General features: G+C 48.6%; 12 protein-coding genes. 9 read left to right on the forward strand and 3 right to left on the reverse strand.

Annotated features, from left to right (window positions below):
* Nucleotides 1–99 precede the first annotated feature (99 nt).
* From O3C43_13050 to O3C43_13070, 5 genes are all read left to right on the forward strand, one after another.
* Nucleotides 100–483 (forward strand): fatty acid desaturase, encoded by a 384-nt coding sequence (locus O3C43_13050; GenBank protein ID MDA1067420.1) that lies wholly within the window; start codon nt 100–102, stop codon nt 481–483.
* A gap of 94 nt (nt 484–577) precedes the next feature.
* Nucleotides 578–1531, forward strand: a complete 954-nt coding sequence (locus O3C43_13055) for a TIM barrel protein (GenBank protein ID MDA1067421.1) — start codon at nt 578–580, stop codon at nt 1529–1531.
* 11 nt (nt 1532–1542) lie between these two features.
* Entirely contained in the window at nt 1543–4116 is a 2574-nt protein-coding gene (locus O3C43_13060) for a cytochrome c (GenBank protein MDA1067422.1), read from the forward strand.
* Between the two features lie 9 nt (nt 4117–4125).
* Nucleotides 4126–5076 (forward strand): PmoA family protein, encoded by a 951-nt coding sequence (locus tag O3C43_13065; GenBank protein MDA1067423.1) that lies wholly within the window; start codon nt 4126–4128, stop codon nt 5074–5076.
* On the forward strand, nt 5076–6251 hold the full coding sequence (locus O3C43_13070) for a serine hydrolase (protein MDA1067424.1): 1176 nt from the start codon (nt 5076–5078) through the stop codon (nt 6249–6251). The genes O3C43_13065 and O3C43_13070 overlap by 1 nt, the downstream gene beginning before the upstream one ends.
* 92 nt (nt 6252–6343) lie before the next feature.
* On the opposite strand, the gene O3C43_13075 is transcribed toward O3C43_13070, so the two are convergent.
* Together O3C43_13075 and O3C43_13080 are read right to left on the reverse strand one after the other, a co-directional pair.
* Nucleotides 6344–8182 (reverse strand): sulfatase-like hydrolase/transferase, encoded by a 1839-nt coding sequence (locus tag O3C43_13075; protein ID MDA1067425.1) that lies wholly within the window; start codon nt 8180–8182, stop codon nt 6344–6346.
* 80 nt (nt 8183–8262) lie between these two features.
* Nucleotides 8263–9780: a sodium/solute symporter gene (locus O3C43_13080; protein ID MDA1067426.1), complete on the reverse strand. Its 1518-nt coding sequence runs from the start codon at nt 9778–9780 to the stop codon at nt 8263–8265.
* Nucleotides 9781–10067: 287 nt separating this feature from the next.
* On the opposite strand from O3C43_13080, the gene O3C43_13085 reads away from it, so the two are divergent.
* Entirely contained in the window at nt 10068–11069 is a 1002-nt protein-coding gene (locus O3C43_13085) for an NAD-dependent epimerase/dehydratase family protein (GenBank protein MDA1067427.1), read from the forward strand.
* 82 nt (nt 11070–11151) lie between these two features.
* Here O3C43_13085 and O3C43_13090 read toward each other — a convergent pair whose 3' ends face one another.
* On the reverse strand, nt 11152–12033 hold the full coding sequence (locus O3C43_13090; protein ID MDA1067428.1) for a helix-turn-helix transcriptional regulator: 882 nt from the start codon (nt 12031–12033) through the stop codon (nt 11152–11154).
* Nucleotides 12034–12322: 289 nt separating this feature from the next.
* On the opposite strand from O3C43_13090, the gene O3C43_13095 reads away from it, so the two are divergent.
* The 3 genes from O3C43_13095 to O3C43_13105 all read left to right on the forward strand — a co-directional run bounded on the left by O3C43_13095 (nt 12323) and on the right by O3C43_13105 (nt 18291).
* Nucleotides 12323–14710 (forward strand): TonB-dependent receptor, encoded by a 2388-nt coding sequence (locus O3C43_13095; GenBank protein ID MDA1067429.1) that lies wholly within the window; start codon nt 12323–12325, stop codon nt 14708–14710.
* A 164-nt stretch (nt 14711–14874) separates the two neighbouring features.
* Complete coding sequence (locus O3C43_13100) at nt 14875–17250, forward strand: FAD-dependent oxidoreductase (GenBank protein ID MDA1067430.1); 2376 nt, start codon at nt 14875–14877, stop codon at nt 17248–17250.
* Between the two features lie 72 nt (nt 17251–17322).
* Nucleotides 17323–18291, forward strand: a complete 969-nt coding sequence (locus O3C43_13105) for a dihydrodipicolinate synthase family protein (GenBank protein ID MDA1067431.1) — start codon at nt 17323–17325, stop codon at nt 18289–18291.
* The last annotated feature ends 20 nt before the right edge of the window (nt 18292–18311 follow it).

Below are 18311 nucleotides of genomic sequence, written 5' to 3' on the forward strand. Positions count from 1 at the left end.
TCCTCAATTCGTTGTGCAGAGGATGGAGGCTCTGCAGGCCTATACGATCATGTCAATAAGCGGACATGGTGAGATTGCCCCGAAAAATGGAGACCCGTTGTGCTTAGGTTATTTTATTATACCGTTATTGTCGGGGTATCAATCTGGTTTGGTTTCTGGAAAGAACTGTTAGTACTCTGGATAATTCCCTTGTTGATAGTGTTACCGGCTATTGTTCGGTTCAGCGCGATTTGTGAACACAAGTACGATATTGCAAGCGGTAAAATCGAAGAATCAACCGCAACGATAATCCCTTTCTGGTGGGAGCGATTATTGTTCCCACGGCTTCATTTCAATTACCACATCTACCATCACTATTATCCCGGGGTTGCATTCACGCATTTACCGGAAGTGCATCGCATTTTTCAAAAGGAAGGCCTGGTTGATGAAAGCAATATTTTTCGAGGTTACCATGCCTATTTCAAGCACCTGCTTGAACGCTAGTTTCTCCGGCCCCTTCTATTTGTGAAGGAAATGGACCGTTTCCATTATTTACACGGAACACAAAAGGAACCTATAGTTTCTAAAAATTTACCCTATGGATCGAAGAAATTTTGCAAAACTGGCTGCTTTATCCTTGAGCTTTGGCTCTAAAAAGGTGTCTGCAGCGGACAGAAAACGTCCCACCTGGACCAGGCCCTTGTCTGTGCATATCTTTTCAAAGCACCTTCAGTTTCTGGATTATCCTGAAATGGCAAGCGTGGTAAACAAGCTCGGCTTTGATGGTATTGAACTATCAGTTCGCCCTGGAGGCCACGTGGAACCCGAACACGTTGAGCGCGACTTGCCCAAGGCGGTAGAGGCGATCAGCGATAAAGGCTTACTTTCAGTGATGATGGCCTCGGGGATCAACAATGCCTCCGACCCTTTGAATGTTCAGGTCCTGAAGACGGCTGCCGATCAAGGAATCAAATACTATCGGATGGCTTATTATGATTTTGCAGCTGGGAAGTCCTGGAAGGAAAACCTGGATGGTCATCGCAAGGACATGGAAGCCTTGGCGGAGTTCAATGAGAATTTGGGCTTACATGGTGCCTACCAAAATCATTCAGGTGCACATGTGGGATCCTATATTCCCGACATTGTCTATCTTCTGGATGGTCTGGATCCTCGATGGTCGGGATGTCAGTTCGACATTCGTCATGCCACTGTCGAAGGGGGTAGGGCTTGGCCTATGGGTGTTGAATGGCTCAAAGATTACCTATCGACCATTGTAATCAAGGACTTCATCTGGGCAGTCAGTCCGAAGACCGGGAAGTATTCTGTTCTGAATACACCGTTGGGAGAAGGTATGGTGGACTTTGTCAGCTATTTCAAATTGCTTCGCAAACTGGGCGTTCATCCAACTGTTTCCATGCACGCCGAATACGACCTGGGCGGTGCGAACCACGGCGATCGTGAGATCACTATCTCTAAAAAGCAGGTTTATAAGGCATTAGAGAAAGATCTGAAGGTACTTAGAGATCTTTGGCAAAAGAGTGCCGAAGCGTGACTAAAATCTACATGAGATTTTTTTTAATCTGCCTTCTGTTACCTGTCTTTCTTGATGGCGAGACCTACCATCTACGCGACGACAAACCGCTCTATACCGAGTTTCTCGACAAGGACTTTCCGTTTCTTGAGGCAACGGTGGATTTACGCGGAATTGCTCCGGCAGGAAACAAGGATAATCTGGTTCCTCGCGCAGTCATTCTTCCATTGGAAGACGATATTTATGTGTGTTTCGATACCGAACTTCTACGCGTGGCCGCGATATGGCAGGGCGATTTTGTGACTTTGGATGGCTTGGCTATTTTATCTTACGAGGTTCCGTTGCGCAAGATGGGCGGGGGGCAAAAGAAACTTCCCAAACCGATCGGGAAGATGATCGCATCCACGGGTTTATACCCCGGTTGGTTTAAGAAAGGAGAAGAGCGATTTGAAGATCCGCGCTCTCGCTGGATAGATGAGAACGAGCTCGGGAGGGGTCCTCTTCCACCTGAGTATGGGGAGTGGATCGGGGTGGAAGATTTAGGCGATTCAGCGTTGCTTCATTATTCGCTATTTGGAGGGGAGGTAAGTGAACATTTCCGCGTCGAAAATGTTGGCAATGAATTTGTTGTTGTTCGCACGCTGCTTTTGGAAGGTGTTAAAGAAACGGTCAGTTTGGTGGTTGATGACAAGGGGACAAAGTCGGATGGGCCCAGCCTCACCGAAAGTTCTGGTGAGGGTGTTTCCAAGGAACTCATGATGGTTAGCTATCCGGTGAAGCAGAAAGATGAAGGCTATCCTCGCTTCGCTCCTTTTGATTTCAGCACAAGTAAATTCACCAAGCATTGGCCTGACTCCATCACTACGGAGATGGAACCGGGGAAAGCACAAGGTTCTTATGCGGTGGATCATTTGCGGATTCCTTACCCCAATCCCTGGGAGCGTCGTGTTCGACCCTATAGCATCGATTTTTATCCGAATGGAGATGCGATCGTGGTTACTTATGATGGAGATGTGTACCGCTTGGCCGGGCTCGGATCCCATGACGATGCAGTCGGATGGACCAAGATCGCCGCAGGGTTCCACGAGCCCAATTGCATTAAACTTCGGGGCGACGATATTTTTGTGTTTAGCCGACTAGGTATTACCAAATTGGAAGACCTGAATGGAGACGGCGAAATCGATTTCTATCGGATGTTCTGCAATCGCTTTACTCAAAGTGGCGATACTCGTGACTTCCCCATGAGCCTGGTGCTTCGGCAGGACGGGAGTTGGATCATCAATAAAGGCGGCCAGCAGGAGACGGCCTACTCGCCGCACAGCGGACGGGTGCTAAAAGTTTCTGCCGATGGAAAGCAGATCGATCTTTGGGCCTATGGTTTCCGTAATGGATTTTTGAATTCAATTCCTGAACGGGATGACCTGATCGTTGCCAGCGACCAACAAGGTAATTGGGTGCCAACCACTCCTTTCCACATTGTCAGAGAAGGAAGCTTTTTGGGATTTCAACCGGGGAGCCCTGCAAAGGAAACTCCCATTCAGCCACCCGCATTGTGGCTGCCTCACCGGGTTGCCCAGTCAGGAATTGATCCGCTATGGGGTAGCGACTCTCGATTGGGTGCCCTCTATAAATCCATTCTTTATATCGAATTTAAACGACCCAGCCTCATAAAAATCTTCATTCCTGAAGAAGGGGAAATCATTCAAGCCGCCGGAGTTGCAATGGGTCTCGATTTCGAGGTGCCGCTATTAAAAGGAGCGATTAGCCCTACCGATGGAATGGCGTATATGGTTGGTTTCCAAATCTGGGACTGCTTTGCTCCGCGACTGGAGGGAATCTGCCGCTTGCGCGTTTTGAAATCCACCGATGAACATCCGACCCAGGCCAAGGTTTTTAAAGAGGGTGTCTTACTTCGTTTCGCCGATGAACTCGATCCCCAGGTTGCTCTTGATCCTGCCAGTTTCAATGTTAGCTCATGGGAATACATTCGCAAACCTGACTACGGTTCAGCCCATTACAAAGCGGACGGAACCACCGGCGCTGATGTTCGTTACGTGCATTCGGTTCTTTTGACAGCGGATAAAAAGTCAGTGTTTATCGCCATTGATAACATGACCACAACCATGCAATTGGAGGTTCAACATCTTTTGACCGGAGAATGGAGTTCGGTGTATTTTACCATTCATGAATTGTCCGGGGTTTCTCTCGTTGATGAGGGCTTTCCTTCCACTAACTTTCAGCAGCTCTTTGCCTCGGCACCTACTCCTCGGGATGTTAGCACTAAGAAGGCCGTTGTATCGGAGGCTCGAGGACTCGAAGTTGCGACCCTCTACGGATGCATCGGGTGCCACTCCTTGGATGGATCCACCGAGGGGAAGAGTGGACCGACCTGGGCAGGACTCTGGAGAAGTAAACGAACTTTGACGGATGGCCGTAAGGTTGAGGCAATGGAAGAATACCTTCGAGAATCCATCCTTGATCCGGTTGCAAAGATGGTGGCTGGATTCGATGGCGCTGAGGCCGGTATGCCGCCTTACCAAGGAATTCTTTCCGATGAGGACGTCGAGTCCTTGGTGATTTACATTCGGTCACTTCATCGGCTATAAACCAGGCTTATGAAAAAGCCCCTGGCACTATTCTCCTTCTTTCTGATTCTCTACCACCTTGGCTTTGCGGAGCTCCATGTCGTTGAGACGGATGCACACATTGAAATCACAAGCGATGGTAAAACAGTCCTGACCTACCACAAGGCGATCATGCCTCCGCCTGAGGGTCAGCCGAAGATTTTTGAGCGCAGTGGATTTATCCACCCAATCAAATCTCCGCTGGGAGGAGTGGTTACCGGGATTCATCCGGACGACCATATTCACCACATGGGTCTTTGGCATGCCTGGGTGGAGACGTCTCACAACGGACGAAATCTGGACTTCTGGAATTTAAAGGAGGAAACCGCCACCATCCGTTTCGTGAAGACTCTCAAGATGGTTGAGAATAAAAACCGCGTGGGCTTCATCGTCCGACAGCATCATGTTGCGTTGGCTTATGAGGGCCATCCCGAGCAGGTCATCCTGGAAGAAGATTTCTCGATTCTCGTCAGTGTTCGGCAAGGCGCGTATGTGATTGATCATAAAACCAGGCAAACCAATGTGAGTGATCACGCCCTTGAGTTGCCAGCCTACCGCTACGGAGGACCACTCGCTTATCGTGCACCTGGCGCTTGGGACAAGACTAACAGTAATTACCTTACTTCAGAAGGTATGGATCGTAATAACGGACACGAAACCCGAGCCCGTTGGTGCGCGATGTATGGACCTACCGACTATGGCGATGCGTCCATTATCATTATGGGTCATCCAGAAAACCACGACGCTCCGCAACGCCAGCGAATCTGGCCGGAAACGAGTAATAATGGAGCCATCTTTTTCAACTGGGTGCCGATTCAGGAATTTCCCTGGAGTTTAGAACCCGGAGTGAAGAACGAATCGAATTACCGGATCCTGGTCACCGATGGTAAACCCGACAAAGAACGAATCGAAAGAGCATGGAACCAATACGCTAAAAATTGATGCGCTATCTACTTATACCCTCACTTGTTTTTCTCTCCGCCAGCATGTTGATTGCCGGCGACGTCTCCACCGCAGTGCGTGCGGCAGTTGAGCCTTTCATCGATGCCGGGGAAATTTCCGGTGCCGTGACCTTGGTCGCGCATAAAGGCGAAATAGTCAGTTTTGAAACGATGGGGGTCTCCGATCTAAATTCCGGACGAGCCATGAGGAAGGATGACCTTTTCTGGATTGCTTCCATGACGAAGCCGATGGCTGGAGCAGCCTTAATGATGTTGGTCGAAGAAGGAAAGCTAAGTGTGGATGATCTCGTCGAAACACATCTCCCGGAATTTAAAGACCAATGGATGATCGGTGAAAAGTCCGATGACACGATGACTTTAAAACGACCCGCCAGGAAGATTACGGTGTTGGATATTCTGACTCACACCGCGGGTGTGCCCAACACGGACGAACCGCGAGGACATACTTCCCTCGCTCAGTTGACGGCGCTGGTGTCTCAAAGACCTCTGGAGTTCGAACCTGGGAGTCGCTGGAAGTACAGCACCGCAGGCACCAACACCGTAGGACGCATTGTTGAAGTAGTCTCCGGCCAGCGTTTTGAAGAATTTCTGCAAGAGCGAATTCTTAATCCCCTGGGAATGACGGACACCACATTCTTTCCTTCAAAGAATCAGGTCAAGCGCCTGGCCAAGTCCTATTTGAAAAATGATGAAGTTAGGGAGCTGACCGAAGTAAAGGTCCACTTTGTGATGGGTGAGCTGTGGGATACGAAGCGGACGGTTAAACCGGGAGGCGGCCTTTTTTCTACCGCAGACGATCTTCGGCGCTTTTACCAGATGATGTTGAACGGAGGCATCTACAACGGACAGCGTATATTGTCGAAAGTATCGGTTCGGGAATTAACAAGGACGCAAACAGGCGAAATCAAAACAGGGTTTACCGATGGAATGAGCTGGGGACTCGCCTTTCAAGTGGTCAAAGATCCTCAGGGAGTAACTGCGATGCTGTCTCCGGGTACTTTCGGCCATGGTGGAGCGTATGGGACACAAAGCTGGGCGGATCCTGTAACCCAAACGATATACATCCTTATGATTCAGCGCCGCGGGTTTAACAACGGGGATAACTCGCCCGTGCGCAAAGCCTTCCAGGAAGCTGCTTTCAGGGCTCTTCATTAACTTTCCCGTCTACCAATTTATAAGGGTAAGAATGACTTCCAGGTCATTCTTCGGGTGCATTGGATTTATTGGAGGAAAAGAATCTCTCTACTCTAAAACCGCTCAATCAATTGCGGTCGGTAGTAATCAAATACTGCCGGGATGTCTTCGTGTTTCTGCGTCAAATTTCGAGCTTCGTCCGGAAGCTTCACTCCCTGATCTTTGAGGTGTTCCAATGCATTGAGGGCGTGAACCGTTAAAAACAATTCGTTACCGGGAAAGGCGGCGTATTGAAGAAGGGTTGTTAAGGCCCTCTCCTTGTGCGTTTTTCTAGTGGTCATTGAGCCAAGACATTCTGCGGCGGCTACGGCAACAATTGGTTCCGGATCCCTCAAGGCCTCGACAATCAAATGTTCGTGCTCCGCATAAACCGCCGTGTTTTTCGATCCGAGCATTTGCATGATTGCCCAGTAGCGAACAGGTGAATACGAGTGCTTGAGCTTGGCTGCAAAGTCTTTACCAAGATCAATTTCTTTCAACACCGACACACCGAAACCTGGTGCATTTTTCAACATGGCCCGACCGGACGCGACTGGAGAAATGCCTTCTCCGGCTATTGCTTCCTTTTGGATTAAAGCCTCTGGAATAAATCCTAAATCGGCCGTTCGGGTCAGATGTTGATCAAGCGCCTTGCTGAGTTTTCGTTTGATCGCCTGGTGGTCTTTCGAATTCGCCAGGTTATGGATGCTGTGGTAATCGTTATCCAGGTCGAAGAGTTCTTCCCGTGGGTGTGGTTGCCAGAATTGGGATTGAACCTCATTGAGTTGTCCGTCCTTGAACATCTGATTCCAGACTGCGGTGGTCGGCGTCCTTTGCTGATAGAGCACATACTGTCCGTGGGGGATGTGGGTGTAATGATTTCGGATATAAATATAACGACCGTCCGTAATGGTACGAGACGAGTCCGGGCGTTCGTCCATCCGACCGCGAAACCCGAAAGAATAATCGGGATCCTCAGTTTGCTGTTCTCCACCGAATGCGTGGCCGTGGTAGTAATCTGGAATGGTTACTCCTGCGAGTGATAAGAGGGTGGCCGGAAAATCTATGAATCCAACCAGACGGTCAGTGGTTTTCCCCTCCGCGTATCCTTTGGGAGCCAGGTGTTTCCATTTGTCGGGGAAATGAACAATCAACGGAACATGTAATCCACTCCAGCCCGCATATCGTTTGCTGCGCGGCATACCCGAACCGTGATCGGCCCAGTACCAGACGATGGTGTCGTCCGCTACTCCGGCCTCTTCCAGCTCCTTCATTCTTGCGGCAAAGAAATTGTCCGCCTCGGTCAGTCGATCATAGTACTGTGCCCAGTCCTTGCGAACTTCGATGGTGTCGGGATGGTAGGGTGGAAGTGGCACCTTGGCTGGGTCGTGATGCGGATTCTCGTTGTCGTTTCGAATTTGGCTTTCATGCGTCTTAGTATAATTGAAGATCGAGAAAAAGGGCTTTCCGTCGGGCCGGTTTTTCCAGTGGGCTGTGTTTGACGAATCGTCCCAACCTTTGTTGTCCGTGGTAAGGTTGTAATCCTCCTTCGAATTGTTGCTGGTGTAGTACCCTGCCTCTTGGAGGTAGTTTGGGTAGAACTTTAACCATTCCGGAGCTGGAACTCGCGAGCGCATATGATGACTGCCGGTTGATGGCGGATACATGCCCGAAATGATCGTTGTCCTGGCCGGTGCACAGACGGGAACATTCGAGCTGGCTTTGGTGTAACGAAACGCACGCTTCGCAAAGGCGTCCAAGTTCGGTGTGGTCGCATACTCATCTCCGTAGCTACCCAAATGCGGACCGTGATCCTCGGTGGAAATCCAAAGGATGTTGGGTTTTTCTGCCCCAAAAGTTGGAATAAATCCTGCCAGAAGCAGAACAAAGAGGAAAGCTATTCGAGTATGCATTTTTGGAAAGGCTTGAATTAGATAGCGATCCTCAACGCCTGTAAAACGGGAAAACTAAAAAACCGCTTTTGAATGTTCCGTTACTTTTTAGAACTCCAAACAGTGAGACATTCCAGATTGGCAGGTCTTACATTGCGGATCCTACTTATTGTGTAGGCCAGAGCGATAAAGGTTCCATTTACAAGTGCCGCTACCCAGTATGTATGAATATTCAAAATGAGTGCTTTGGGAAGCAGCCCCAAAAATCCTAGTCCGATATAGATATTCAGTAGGATGGCAAAGGACATGGCAATTGTAGCAGATCTTCCATCCACTCGATTCGAAAAGAATCCCAGAATAAACAATCCCATGAGGCAGCCTCCGAAAATGCTCGTTACAATGAGGCTCACGTCATTCATACTTTCCTTCTCAATTTTGCTGAAGATGATAGCGCCCAAAATCACAAGTGTGGTGACGACCCCAGCGATGAGCCGGGCTGCGACCAGATAATAACGATCGTCTCGTTTTTTTGCTAGATGAGGCTTCATCAAATCAATAACTGAGACCGTTGAGATGGCATTGATTCCGGAGTCGAGACTACTCATGGCCGCGGCCAATACGGCTGCGATTACAATCCCGGCTACGCCTGCCGGAACTTTGGTGAGAATGAAATAGGGCAGGACCTGGTCGGCCTCGAGGGCTGCCACCGTTTGATCCGGGAAGGTGGAGTAATAGACAAAGAGGGAAGTGCCCACAAAGAAGAACATGATCCACATGGGAAGTGCGATGGCGGAATAGATTGCGGTTGCCTTTCGCGCCTCGCGCATGGACCTGGCTGAAGCATAGCGTTGCACAATGTTTTGATCGCCACTGTAGATCATGAGCCAGTTGATGATACCCAAGATGGCCACGGTCCAGAAGGTCCGTTCGTACAGATTCCAATCGAAACTGCCGAGACTAAATTTGTTATTGGCCTGACCCACTTCGATGATCTGACCAAATCCTCCTGGTAAGTCGAATGCAATCAGGATAAAGCAGACCAATCCTCCGACCATGAGAATGACGGCTTGTATAACATCCGTCCAGATGACTGCTTCAATACCGCCGGCAATCGTATAAAATGCTATAAATAGGCCGGCGCCAATGATCACCCATTCGATGGGTGCCCCGGTCAGGAATTGAATCGGTAGTGAAACAAGAAAAAGAATCTGGGCCATCCGTATCAGTTGCAGCACAATGAAGCTGAAGGTTCCGTAAAGACGCGGGGCCGTCCCGTACCTCTCCCCCAGATACTCAAAAGCAGACGTGAGTTTGCCTCGTCTGAAAAACGGAATGAAAATCACAATGGCCAGAATAGCCACGAACGGCAGCATGAGGTTAATGGTCAGTTGCCGCCAATCCAATACATAGGCCGCAGCGGGCAGTGCCAGAAATGTGGCGGAGCTCACGATGGTTCCCAACATGGATAGTCCAATAACCCAGCCCGAGAACGCACGGTTGCCTACGAAGTACTTTTCGGTCGTGTCGTTGCGTCGACTAAAAAATATCCCCATCACCACCATGCAGATCAAGTAGATCGCTACGGCGGTAATATCCAGGGGTCTGATCGCAATATTCATTCAATGAGTGTTCACAAATTCCAGGTTGAAATTGTGGAGTTGTCTTTAGATTCAATTAGCAGATATTTGTTTTATATGGAACGTGAAATTTGTAACCGGGCGACAGGCTGCCCTGGATTATTGTGAGTTGTTTCAACGGGAGCCTATGGCGATTACTCGATTATCGATTTCACTATTTTGCTTTCTGGTTACAAATTTACTCTCTTATTATTTTGAGTTAGTCTAACCAAAGTACAGGATCATGTGTTATAATCGAAGGTATTCCACCATGTTTGCATAGAGGATAAATGAAGGTACTAATAATAGGTGGCACCGGCCTCGTCAGCACTGAGATAAGCAACCAGCTTCTTGCAGGCGAGGTCGATCTCACCGTTTATAACCGGGGTGAAACGAAGTCGCGATTAGTCAGCGAGCCAAAAACTATCCGGGGTGATAGAACGGATCACGCACGTTTTGAAGAGGCAGTTCGGAAATACGGCCCTTGGGATTGCATCATTGACATCCATTGTTCGGATCCTGCTGACGCGGATAGCATGCACCGGGCCGCTCGAGGCGTTGCCACGCAGTTGATATTTTGCAGCACAACCAATGTTTATCCGAAGCCGGCCGCACGCTATCCGGTCAATGAAGATGAACCCCTCGGTGCCAAGTTTAAAAACGGCTTGGACAAAGCTCAGTGCGAGGCCATTCATTTCGTCGCACACCAACGCGGTGACTACAATGCGACGGTTTTGCGACCAGGCCACACTTATGGAGATATTGGCATGATTCTGCATTCATTGGGGAGCAACAGCAGTTTTTTAGATCGGATGATGAAAGGGAAACCGATTTGCGTTCATGGCGACGGTTACGGGTTGTGGTCAGCGTGCCACGCGAGCGATGTCGCGCGGGGATTTGTGTCAGCGTGTAATAATGAGAAAAGTTACGGTGAAGTTTACAACGTAACGAGTGATGAGTGGATCACCTGGAGGCAGTATTACGAGGTTATCGCTGAGTGTCTCAAAATCCCGGAACTGCATATTATCTACATTCCTACCCACGTTCTAACCGAGATAAATCCCCAGCGATCAGCCCAATGCGAACGAAGCTTTCAGTATCCCGGAATTTATGACAATTTACGGGCGCGTGAAGATCTGAAATTCCGTTGCGAAATTTCGTTGCGGGAAGGATTGGAAAGGAATCTGAGATGGTTGATCAGTGGACAGAAAATAGTGCCATACGAAGAGGACCCGGAGTATGATGAGATACTAAACACATTTCTGGAAGGCAGGTGGAAGTCAGTGGTTTGAAAATTGGTTGAAAGAATCGTCGTCCTTGGCGGGCGTAAACGCGTTCTTTTAGGAGGTCCTTGAAAAAGTCGGCAAGCCTCCTTTAATTATTTTGTAATCTACGATACTCTCCCGGCGTTGCTCCATAGCGTTCGCGGAAGCACTTGATATAGTATTGAAGATCGGTATAGCCGCAGAGCGCAGCTATATCGGTTATGTTATAACTGGATGAATCCAGGAGTTCCATACTTCTTGATAGTCTCACTTCATTGAGAAAGGAAATGTATTTAGTCTTTCCGTAAGTTTTGAAGATACGGGATATGTGATTGGGGTGGACGTGGAAGTGGTCGGCCAACTGTTCACGCGAAAGGGTGGATTCCGACCAGTGCTCCATGATGTACTCGCGAATCGCTTGCCACAGTCCTTGCGCCTGGGCCGGTTGATGCGCTTCGCTTGCCAGCAAGGCGTCCCAGGTGAGATACAAGATGATTTCCAACAAGTTGCTTACATAGCGTTCACCCAGGCTCGAGGGATTGGGTTGTTGCAGCAACTGGAGTACGTGATCTTCCCGGATATGAAGGACTCGATTGCTTTGCCACTTGGCGAGGTATTTGAGATTCACTTCTCCGTTTTTTACGGTTCGTTGTGTGATGGTTAATCGAAGAAAAGATTGACCAAAAATAATACCCAAAGATTTGTATGTGACTTCCGGGATACAGCTAATCCAGGTACTGGAAGCCAGGAAAATGCTGTTGCCGCGACTGATTTCGAAAGTAGATTCTCTTCCACCCTCGATAGTGAGGAACTTACCTTTCCCGGAAAGTCCCAGAATAAGTCGACAGGCCCGGCCTTCCGTATAAGCGGTCGATTCGTTGCTGGGCTTCTTGCCTTCGAAGATTTGATAACAGGATCCCAGTCGATTCGGTTTCAAGAATGGGCTTAAAGCGCTTTTGATCAACGCCAGGTGATCCGTTTTACTCTGCATGGGATGGGTTATTGATAGGGCATAAACTCAATTCAAGACTATTTCATTTCCCCTGTTTTAAATAAAAATAGCCTGCGTGTTACAAATTTCACTGCTGGATACTTTTTTTACTGCCTACCTTTTCAAGGAAAACTGCATGTAACTTTAACTCTGCTTTTTACCCGGCTCAGAAATCTTTGATAACTTCAATGAGGTTATTTAAATACAAACGAGCAGTGGATTATGAAGCATTCAGGATCATCAGTTTCTAACTCGTTACTCCAAAAGACCTATTCTAATTCTTATCAAAATGAAAAACTACAATACCCTGTTTCATCGAATCGTATTGCTTTCGATACTGTTTGTCGCCCTATCCGGGCTTGCTCACTCCGCATTTTCTCAGAGTGATGAAAATGAAATTGTGGATCTGGATCCATTCACCGTCTCTGACAAAGATGTGTTGGGATATTCTACAACCTCATCTTCATCTGCCTCCCGTATTGCTGTTCCAATCACGGATATTGCGGGATCTGTTGTGACCATCAATGAAAAGCTGATTGAAGACACGGCAGCGGTGACGCTGGGAGACACGTTCAATTTCATAAGTGGCGTAACTGCGGGAAATGCCGGGGGAGGACTGCAGGAAACCAAGTCGATTTCGCTTAGAGGTTACACAACCACCGGTGCTTTGAGGGATGGAATTCCAGATTTCAATTACACGAACAATGGCGGTTTCGATTATTCACTCTTACAACGTGTGGAAATCGTGAAAGGACCTGCCGGTGTTCAGTTCGGGCAGCACAATCAAGGCGGGGTAGTTAATATCGTTAGTAAGCGTCCTTTGCCTGTTTCCATGACGAAGGCGGATGTGATGTTTGGTTCCTTTAATTCATGGCGGGCCAGCGTGGATCATTCAAACGTGATCGAAAAAGATAATGGCCGCCTTGGTTATCGGGTATCCGCCGCCTTTACCAATACCGATGGTGCCGTCGGCTTGGCTTCCGAAACGAATAAACCTGAATCTTATTTCATTAATCCAAGCTTTTCCTACCAATTTGAAAACGGATTGAACCTGTGGGTTTCGGGGATCTTCGTCGATGATACTTCCAGTCGAGTTGCCAATACCGTATTCATGTTTGGCACGCCTGATGGTAAAGGCGCAGCCATTAAGGATTTTGCCGGAAGTGCCAGCGTAGCGGTGCAAAACCTTCAATTTAACGAGTATCAGACCTATGAGGCTGGCTTAACCAAAAGTTTCGATATGGGCGAGGTCTTAGCCGACTTTCGCTTTGTTGCCCGGTCTGGACATCGTGAGGATACGGGGAACAGGACGCGAGCCAATGGAAATACCGTGTTTATCGACAAGAATGGAAATCGGATTCCCGATGGCCGCCCCAGTGTGGGAAGAGATCCTACCATGTTTGGGCAAATTAATAACAATCTTTCCCGCTTTGGTCGTCAGGGATTGCGCTACAATGCCGGTGGGCCGACTGAAACCGACTGGTCGGTTTTTGCCGCCGACTTGAATCTTTCCTTCGATATTGGCCCCACCAAACACAAGCTCCTTTTTTATTCCCAATTGCAAAGCGTGGATAGTAAAGGCGAGGGTCAGGATATCCGTATCAACAATGTGGGCACCTTACCTGCCGACATTCGTCAGCAATTCAACTTTGATACCGGAATTCCGGGGCAAGGTATTGTTGAAATCTGGCCGAATGTTCCAGCCGGCCTGGGGGACTTGAGGGAAATTGCGTTGGAGTACTATGATGTCTTCATCACCAATTCAAATGATAGCGAGCGCGATTTGTGGAATGCCGCTGTTATTGATAGGATGTATGTATTCGATGATAGACTCATCCTGTCTGCGGGTGTTCGTTATGATGAAGACGAATCGTTCTCCAAAAGCACTGTAAATAACAACGTACGCGCCCCGGTAACAGAAAAGGATAACACAAACACCACAAACTACGGTCTCGTCTACAAGCTCTTGCAGAACGATGACAGCCAGATCTCTTTTTTCTACAACAATGCGGAAACCTTCGTCCCCGTGTTTGCCATTGATCGGCGTTTGGCTACATTTGGGCAACGGTTTCCCAATCGCACCGTTGGGACCGATGAACTGGGGTTGAAATTTAATTACTTCAATAGCCGTGTGGTCGCCACATTGGCCTATTTCGATACAGTGGAGGACAATGTACTTGTGGGTATCCGTGACGAAGATGGCAGCGTTACAGGAGTAAGTGACACATCCTACAACGCGCCAGCCGGAAGTCAGTCTACCAAGGGTTTTGAAATGGATGTCGCAATCAACCCGGCACCCCAATGGAATATTCTCTTTTCCTATTCCGACGTGGATTCCACGATTTCCTCAGATGGATTACCGCTTTGGGGGGTGCCGGATTCCACCTTAGCAACGATGGTAAGGTATGAGTTTGCTGATGGTCCTCTGGATGGATTCTCAATAGCAGGTATGTATAATTATTGGGGGGACAGTGTCCTTAATCGTGCATCGAACTTCTCCATCCCATCGGGCGATAAGCTCGGTGTGGTCTTCGGCTACGCAATGGACAAATGGACGGTTCGTCTGCGAATAGATAATCTGGAGGATAACGTCGACCTTCTGCCGAGCACTTGGTGGACAGGTGTTGGAGCTAATTGGGAACGAAATTGGCGTCTGAGTTTATCTTATCGGTTTTAAGAATGTTGCTGATCCTTCCTTTAAAACCAGAGCCGGTCGCCTAATCCGATGTACTCCCTATAGGCCAATTACTGGCGGATAATTGCGAGTTTATTTACTACTCCCACTGGTAACGTTGCTTGTGTAACAATTGATTCTATTGCAAATTTGTAAGCAGCCATTCTATGATGCCAAATACACCTCAATCTGAACAATCGCTCATGGAAGACAGGTATGATATAGTAGTAGTCGGAGCTGGAATGGCTGGAATCATGGCTGCCCTTGCGGCGAAGACTTCTGATAACCGCGTGTTAATTATTGAACCAAGCAATGTGCTGGGTGGCCAGGGAACAGTCGGGGGGGTAGCGGGTTTTTGCGGAGATTCGGAACGAGTGAACCATGAATTTGCCGAATTGATAAACCGCTTGGGAAAACATGGTTTGATAAGTAAGTATAACCCTACTGCGGATAGGCGCGAATATGACTTGGAGTGGTGTGCTTTTTTTCTTCAAGAGATTGTCTTAGAAAAGGGTATCGACATCCTCCTTCATTCCAGAGTGATCAACGCCTGGGTGGCTGATGGCAAAGTCGATCGTCTTACTCTTTCCACGGCCGGGGGTATTATGGAATTTACTTGCGGATTTGTAGTAGATGCGTCCGGGCAATGTCGAGTGGCTACGCTTTCTGGATTCCCCGTTGTTCATGAAGGGGCGAATAAGCAGTTACCCATGAGCCTTTATTTCACAATGTGGGATACTGGGAAAATGGTTGAGCCCTTTCTTTCTGCGGATTCCGTCGTATGGGAGAATGAAGAGGAAATTCCGATGACTTCTCTGCATGTTTTTCCTACTGGTAAGGTGGAGGTGAAAATGAAGGTGGTTGGATTTGATGCGGCGGATGGATTTAGCCGATCCAAGGCTGAAATGCATGCCCGTCGTCACATGATGAGCCTCATTTACTTCTTGCAGACCAAAGGTTATGGAGGTGTTAAGCTGGACCGCCATGTGTTGGCATCCGTTTCCCGGAGCATCGGCATACGTGAAGAAAAGCGCATTGTGGGAGAGCATGTTCTCACTGAAGACGAAGTGAGCCGTGGAACCGTCTTCCCGGATGCAGTTGCGGTAGGGACTTACCATTTCGACTATCATTGGCCGGATAAAATGCAACGCGCCGGTACAGGAATCACCGCCATGGTTGAACCCTATCATATTCCGTTGTCCTGCATGGTTCCCAAAGGATCGAGGAATTTGCTTGTTACAGGAAGAGCCGCGTCGGGCGATCAACTTGCACTGAGCTCCTTCAGGGTTATGGCAACCGTGGCCCAGATGGGTTTTGGTTCGGGGCACGCAGCGAAATTGTGTGTCGAACGATCCTGCGATCTGAACCAATTGGATTTTGCGGAATTGCACCAACGGATTGAGAGTGGGGGTCAGTCTCTCGACTTATCAAGTTATGGCGACTACCTGCGTCAGAGTCTTTTGACCCATGAATATATTTTCAGAAAACCCCAGGTGTTTGAAAAGTGCCATGCTCCCACCTTATTGTTGTTGAAGAACAACCGATTCCTCACCGCATGGTTTGCCGGATCTGGAGAAGGTCATTCGGATGTCGGCATTTGGCTTTCAGAACGTTACCAGTGCGCCTGGTCCGAGCCCCGTCTTGTGGCCAAAGTCAATGATCAGCCTCACTGGAATCCAGTATTATTCCAAGCACCCGATAGCTGCGTGCATCTTTACTTCAAGACTGGTGTGAGTCCACGTGATTGGAAAACCTGGCGAATTATTTCTACGGACGAAGGAGCTTCATGGAGCGCTCCAGAAGCGTTGGACAGTAAGGAAAATCTCAACAGTCCGGGGCCGGTGAAGAACAAGCCGATCATTTTGGCCGACGGAACCTGTCTTGCTCCCAATTCGATTGAAGATGAGAAGACCTGGTCGGTCTTCGTGGATCGCAGTCACAATGGAGGAATGACATGGGTCCATTCACCGCTTCTCTCTTGCACTGATAAAAACGCTCTGCAGTCAGCGATTCCCTCACAACCTCCTGAAGAAATCGACCCGGTCAGTTTACCCGGCGAGGGTTTTATTCAACCCACGCTTTGGGAATCAGCACCTGGAACTGTTCACATGTTGGTTCGATCCAGCTATGGAAAGGTATATCGCAGTGATTCCCTGGATAGAGGTAAGACTTGGGCGCCCCTTTATCGGACCGATTTACCCAATAATAATAGCGGGCTGGATGTAGTGAAGTTGCAGGACGGTACACTGGTTCTGGCATCGAACCCCATATCAGGCAATTGGGACCAAAGGACACCGCTTAGCCTGGTTGCTTCATTTGATAATGGAGAAACCTGGGCGCATCGTCTGGATCTCGAATCTGCTGAAGGTGAGTTTTCTTACCCAGCTATTATTTCCACCGGAAGAGGCATCGCCTTAGCCTACTCCTGGAACCGTGAAAAAATCGCATTCTGGCATGGATCCATTGAGCAGATGACGGACCCTGAGCTGGTTGAAATGCGAAATAAAATTCTTCATACCGGAGTAGTTTCCATGGAGGCATGAAACAGCCAATCATTTTCGAATTTCGGATAAATTGAATGATACACCAAAAGAAAAAACAACGCCATCAGCACCATGAGTCACAATCTGTTTAAAGATCCCATTCGTGGAATAATCACGCCTTTACTTACTCCGTTGGATTCAAACGGGATCGTTGATTTTCCGGCTTTCGAGAAACTGGTGAATCATGTGGTTGATGGTGGAGTTGACGGGGTTTTTGTGTTGGGGACCACTGGGGAAGGGCCATGCCTGAATTTGTCCCAGAGATTCGAAATTATAAAAGCGGCCAAGCAATTCGTTTCTGGAAAGGTGCCAGTCCTGGTGGGCGTAACCGATACCGTCTATGACACGAGTGTTCGATTGAGTCACTTCTCTCAAGAGATGGGCGTGGATGCGTTGGTGATGACGCCGCCACCTTATTTTTCATCCTCTCAGGACGAACTTCTCGGACACTTCAAGACTTTATCTTCCGTCTCCGAATTGCCCTGTTATCTCTATAACATTCCGTCTTTAACCAAGACGGTGATTGAGCCCGAAACCATAGTTGAGGCCAGCAAACTTCCCCGAATTGTAGGCGTCAAAGACAGCTCCGGCGACCTGGCCTATTTCAAAAAAGTCAGGCAGGCGACAAAAGAGCTCGATGGAATCTCTCTGTATATGGGACCGGAAGAGTATCTGGTCGAAGCCATTGGGGTAGGCGCAGACGGAGGCGTGCATGGCGGTTCCAATCTTTTTCCGCATTTATATACCTCTCTTTACCAGGCAGCGGTTGAGGGGCAAAAGGAGCGTGTGGAGGAATTGAGTCGCATCGTATTAAATATCGGCTCTCAGCTGTACGCGCTTAGCCAATTTGAAAACCTCTGTATCCGGGTGGTTAAATTTCTTCTTTCGCGCTTCGGAATCTGTGGCGAAACCATGGCGCCTCCCTATTTGGGGTTAAGTGCCGAAAGTAAACGCCTCGCTGAAATCCGATTAGAAGAAATCCTCTCGGAATTGGAAAAAGCCGGTATCCCCGTACCTTCCCTGCCCGCAGCAAAATGTTAAATTATCCAACGAAGGTTCAA

The organism is Verrucomicrobiota bacterium (assembly GCA_027622555.1).
Taxonomy (GTDB): Bacteria; Verrucomicrobiota; Verrucomicrobiia; order Opitutales; family UBA2995; genus UBA2995.

Excerpts from the sequence above, each read along its gene's own strand:
- O3C43_13055 (MDA1067421.1), top strand. The coding sequence starts at position 578 with ATGGATCGAAGAAATTTTGCAAAACTGGCTGCTTTATCCTTGAGCTTT.
- O3C43_13060 (MDA1067422.1), top strand. The coding sequence starts at position 1,543 with ATGAGATTTTTTTTAATCTGCCTTCTGTTACCTGTCTTTCTTGATGGC.
- O3C43_13065 (MDA1067423.1), top strand. The coding sequence starts at position 4,126 with ATGAAAAAGCCCCTGGCACTATTCTCCTTCTTTCTGATTCTCTACCAC.
- O3C43_13070 (MDA1067424.1), top strand. The coding sequence starts at position 5,076 with ATGCGCTATCTACTTATACCCTCACTTGTTTTTCTCTCCGCCAGCATG.
- O3C43_13075 (MDA1067425.1), bottom strand. The coding sequence starts at position 8,182 with ATGCATACTCGAATAGCTTTCCTCTTTGTTCTGCTTCTGGCAGGATTT.
- O3C43_13080 (MDA1067426.1), bottom strand. The coding sequence starts at position 9,780 with ATGAATATTGCGATCAGACCCCTGGATATTACCGCCGTAGCGATCTAC.
- O3C43_13085 (MDA1067427.1), top strand. The coding sequence starts at position 10,068 with ATGAAGGTACTAATAATAGGTGGCACCGGCCTCGTCAGCACTGAGATA.
- O3C43_13090 (MDA1067428.1), bottom strand. The coding sequence starts at position 12,033 with ATGCAGAGTAAAACGGATCACCTGGCGTTGATCAAAAGCGCTTTAAGC.
- O3C43_13095 (MDA1067429.1), top strand. The coding sequence starts at position 12,323 with ATGAAAAACTACAATACCCTGTTTCATCGAATCGTATTGCTTTCGATA.
- O3C43_13100 (MDA1067430.1), top strand. The coding sequence starts at position 14,875 with ATGATGCCAAATACACCTCAATCTGAACAATCGCTCATGGAAGACAGG.
- O3C43_13105 (MDA1067431.1), top strand. The coding sequence starts at position 17,323 with ATGAGTCACAATCTGTTTAAAGATCCCATTCGTGGAATAATCACGCCT.